Annotated in this window: 5 protein-coding genes; all 5 read right to left on the reverse strand. The window is 61.5% G+C overall.

Features of this window, described 5'->3' with window-relative positions; translation table 11 throughout:
* Positions 1 to 24: 24 nt before the first annotated feature.
* On the reverse strand, positions 25 to 711 hold the full coding sequence (locus NTW26_03945; protein ID MCX7021424.1) for a hypothetical protein: 687 nt from the start codon (positions 709 to 711) through the stop codon (positions 25 to 27).
* Between the two features lie 2 nt (positions 712 to 713).
* The gene (locus NTW26_03950; GenBank protein ID MCX7021425.1) at positions 714 to 2,435 is read right to left on the reverse strand and encodes a ribonuclease J; all 1,722 of its coding nucleotides are present in this window, start codon (positions 2,433 to 2,435) and stop codon (positions 714 to 716) included.
* A 2-nt stretch (positions 2,436 to 2,437) separates the two neighbouring features.
* Entirely contained in the window at positions 2,438 to 3,187 is a 750-nt protein-coding gene (locus tag NTW26_03955) for a class I SAM-dependent methyltransferase (protein ID MCX7021426.1), read from the reverse strand.
* The gene (locus NTW26_03960) at positions 3,177 to 3,503 is read right to left on the reverse strand and encodes a hypothetical protein (GenBank protein ID MCX7021427.1); all 327 of its coding nucleotides are present in this window, start codon (positions 3,501 to 3,503) and stop codon (positions 3,177 to 3,179) included. The genes NTW26_03955 and NTW26_03960 overlap by 11 nt, the downstream gene beginning before the upstream one ends.
* 342 nt (positions 3,504 to 3,845) lie before the next feature.
* Positions 3,846 to 4,317, reverse strand: a 472-nt coding sequence (locus NTW26_03965; protein MCX7021428.1) for a hypothetical protein, incomplete at its 5' end; no start/stop codon positions are given.

The following is a 4,317-nucleotide window of genomic DNA, read 5'->3' on the forward strand; positions in this document are numbered from 1 at the left end:
CCATAAATCAGAGTGCAGTAGAGTTTAGTTATCAACTTTTTTCTTTCCATAAATATTATTATGTCTATTAAGTATGTACTTAGTATATAAATTCTCAATATTTCGAAGGTGCAAAGTAATTGAGGCAATTTCTCCACCAAATAACATCATTTCTACTTGGCCTTCCTCCTTTTTTTTATTATGCATTTCTTTCTTAATGTAATCAGAACTCATTTCAAAGAAGCTATCCAATAAATAAGGCGCTCTTGGTGCATCAGTTAGATAATTCAATGAATCATATCTGGTATTTGTGTAATATGATGTAAGAATAGATAGTATTATTTTTGTATTTTTATTTTTATCTCTTAAGTGAATCATTTTAAAATCTATTAGTTTATTATTCCTAACTCTATTACACAATGATATATATAGCCTTTCTAAATCATGTTTAAAATCTCTTAAATATTTATTTGAAGGGTATTTATTTTTTATTACATATTCATCTAGGCACAATATGCGCTTTAACATTCTTTCTAGGCCTTGTGAGAAAATTAAACATAGATAATCGTAGACGCAGTCCTCTGTGTCTTTAATGCTTTCAATATAATAATCGTCATCATTGAAAACTTTTATAACTTCTTGAATGCCATATTTTATAATTAAACGAGTCTTTTCTTTTTCAAGAAACATATTGAACAATTTTGCTGTTGTATTTATGAGGTTATTATCCATAATTACAACTCATATATCACCGGCACGACCAGCGGGCGGCGCTCCAGCTTCTTCTGAATGAACCGCCGCGTCTTCCTCCGCAGCCAGTCGGCGAAAAGCTCCCGGTCTTCCCGCACCTCGGGCTCGGCTTCCGCAATCAGTTCGTGGACCCGCGCCGAGAGCTCTCCCATGAACGCCTCGTTCTCGTCAATGTAAACCAGCCCCCGCGTCACCAGCTCCACCTCGCGCAGAATCTCGCCGGTCTGGCGGCTGACGGCGACGATGATGACCAGGATGCCGTCGTCGGCCATGGTCCGGCGGTCGCGCAGGACGATGGGCCCCACGTCGCCCACGCCCTTGCCGTCCACCAGGATGCGCCCGGCGGGCACCGGCTCCCCCCACCAGGCCCCCTCGGCGTCCAAGAGAAGCCGCGCCCCGACGTGGGGGATGAGTATCTTCCGCTCGTCCATCCCCAGGGCTTCCACCAGGCGCTTGTGGGCGTAAAGCTGGCGGTACTCGCCGTGGACCGGGATGAAGTATTCCGGCTTCGCGGCCCGCATCGCCTCGGCCAACTCGTCGGCGTAGGCGTGGCCGGAGACGTGGACCTGGGCAACCCCTTGGTAGAGAGCCCGGGCGCCGTGGAGGAAGATGCGGTCTATCAGGCGGCCGATTGCCACCTCGTTGCCCGGAATCATTCGGGCGGAAAAGATGACCAAATCATTGGCCTCGAGCTTGATGTGCTTGTGCTCCCCCTCGACGATGCGCGCCAGGGCCGAGAGCGGCTCCCCCTGGCTGCCGGAGACGAGAAGTGTGAGGCGGCTGGCCGGCAGGTCGCCCAAATCCTTAGGCGAGACAAGCATCCCGCCGGGAATCCGCAGGTAGCCGAGCTCCTGGGCGATGCGGACGTTTTTTTCCACCGCGCGCCCGGAGACGACCAGGCTGCGGCCGGTCTCCTCGCAGGCGTCCACCACTCCCTGGATGCGGTGGATGTGGCTGGCGAAGGTGGTGAGGATTATCCGGCCCCGAGTCCCGCGGAAGGCCTCCAGAATTCCCTCCTGGGCCACGGTTTCCGACTGGGAGTGCCCGGTGAACTCGGCGTTGGTGGAATCGGACAAAAGGAGCCTGACTCCCCGTTTGCCGTAGTAGCGCAGCCGGGGGATGGGGTCGTGGCGCCGGCCGACGGGGGTCGGGTCGAGCTTGAAATCGCCGGTGTGGAGAATGACCCCGGCGCGGGTCGAGACGGCCAGGGCCAGGCTGTCGGCCGTGGAGTGGGAGACGGCGATCGGCTCGAACTCGAAGCCGCCGATGCTGAACTTCCGCCCGGCCTTTATCTCCACCCGCTCCACGTCGGGCGTCTCCGGGAACTCGCGCAGCTTGCCGTCAATGAAGCCCAGGGTCAGGCGTGAGCCGTAGAGCGGCGCCGGCACCCGGGGCAGAACGTAGGGCAGCCCCCCGATATGGTCCTCGTGGCAGTGGGTGAAGACGTAGGCCAGCAGCCGGTCGGCGTGTGCCTCCAGGTAGCTCGTCTCCGGGATGACGGAATCCACGCCGAGGAGAGTGTCGTCGGGGAAGGCCTGGCCGCAATCCACGACCACGATGCCCGAATTGTCCTCCAGAAGGAGCATGTTCTTGCCGAATTCGCCCACCCCGCCGAGGAAGGTGAGCGCGACACCGCCCGAGGGCAACTCACGCTCGAGGGTTTTCCTGCGTTCTTCCAGCTCACCGGTGGTGCGAATCGTATCCAAGCTTACCCCTTGCGGTAAACGGCAAGAGCCGTCCAGGCGCTCCGTGCGGCCCAACGGCCGCGGCGGAAGAGCCAATCGTCGAAGCGTGAGAGGAGCCCGGCCAGGCCCCGGGTGAGGCCGCTCGTTCCGAACAGGCGCTCCGCGAACACCGGCAGCGCCGCCGTCAGGTACCATGGGGCGACGTCGGTCCCGCCCCCGAGGCCCAGCCCCTCCAGCTCCTCCAGGGAGGGGTAACGGGCGAGACCCCGCCGCCGGGTGAGGAGGGCGCGGTACACGCGCAGGACGGGGTGCCGGTCCAGCGGCTCAAGGAAGACCGCCGCCCCGCCGGGTTCCAGGACACGCCCAATCTCGGCGAAGGCTCTCCCCCGGTCAAGATGCAGAAGAATCGAGTTGCCGTATACCAGGGAGAAGACGCCGTCGGTGAAGGGCAGCCGCTCGGCGTCGGCCAGCAGGACCGCCGCCCCTGGGGCGATGGACCGCGCGGCGTCCAGCCGTCGGGATGAGAGGTCTATCCCCACCGTTGAGGCGCCCTCCCCCGCCAGGTACGCCATCTCCCCGCCATGACCACAGCCGAGCTCCAGCACGCGCAGTCCCCGGATCTCCCCCAGCGCCTCCCGCCACCGACGGCGCAGGTCGGCCACGGCGACGGACCTTCCCGCGGGCTCGCCGAGAGCCAGACTGGTGAGGCGTCCGGGTCCGCGATCCGCCTCGAAGAGACGGCGCAGCTCGCCGATTCTCCCCTCAGCGTTCAAGGCCTCTCCACCGATACCGGGCGAGGCAGACCCAGGCGTGTCTCCGCGCCCAGAGACTTTTGGCGAAGAGCAGGGCGTCCAGGTGGTTGAGGAGCCGCGCCAGGCCCCGCCAGAGGGCGCCCGCGATACCCAGGGCGGCCAGGGGCAAGAGGACGGCCGAGGTGAGTCCGAACGGGTGCAGCTCGTATCCGCCCCCCAGGAGGTCGGCGTCCATTTCGGTGTAATCGAGATAGGACACGACGCCCTCTCGGTTCTTCAGGCACCGGCGGTAGAGCTTCAGGAGAGGATGTCGGTCCAGCGGCTCGATTAAAATCATCCGCCCGCCGGGCCGGAGAACCCTCTGAACCTCGGCGAGGGCTCGACCGCGGTTCAGGTGAATCAGGACGGCGTTGCCGTAAACGATATCGAAGACGCGGCCATCCCACCGCCCGGGCGCCTGTCAGGGTGAATTCGATCAGCTCCTCGCCGTAGCCCGTGCCCATCTCGAGCAGCCTCTTACCGGCGATTCCGCCCAGCATCGCGTCCCGGATCCACTCCAGCTCCAGGACCACTCGACGCAAGGCCAGTCCCCGCCCTTTGGCCAACCGCTCCAGGTCCCCGTCCGGCAATCTCTCCCGGGTGAAGAACTCCTTGACCTTCTCACGGTCGAGGGGCCGTATCAACACAGACCCCCGTGCGAGCTGGGGACGGTCTCCCACGCGGCCTGGCTCCCCCGGAACACCGACCGGCAGATGCCGAGGACCGACGCCGTGTTCACCATGACGAAGTGGCCGGGAAGGGCCAGGAGTCGGCCAGGCAAGGATTTCGGCCGCCAGCCGAGGGCCATCGCCCCCCAGGCGGCCCCGCCCCAGACGAGTCCCCCGCCCAGGACCAGCGCCGCGGCCAGCATAGCCGTGTCGCCGGAGAGCGCCGGTGGAATCGCCAGCCCCAGGGCGGCGAGGTAAAAGAAGGGCACCAGCCAGCGCAGGAATTTGTGGAAGAGGAGCCGTAGCCCCACCGACGGCCGACGCCAACAGCCCCCGAGGTAGAAGTAGCCGCCGAAGTCGTGGGCGATCATCCGCACCTTGCGCCGGAACTCCTCGCCCGCGTCCACCGCGGTGTGCTCCCAGGCCACCGCCTCGGGCACCCAG

Source organism: bacterium, from assembly GCA_026398675.1.
GTDB lineage: Bacteria > RBG-13-66-14 > RBG-13-66-14 > RBG-13-66-14 > RBG-13-66-14 > RBG-13-66-14.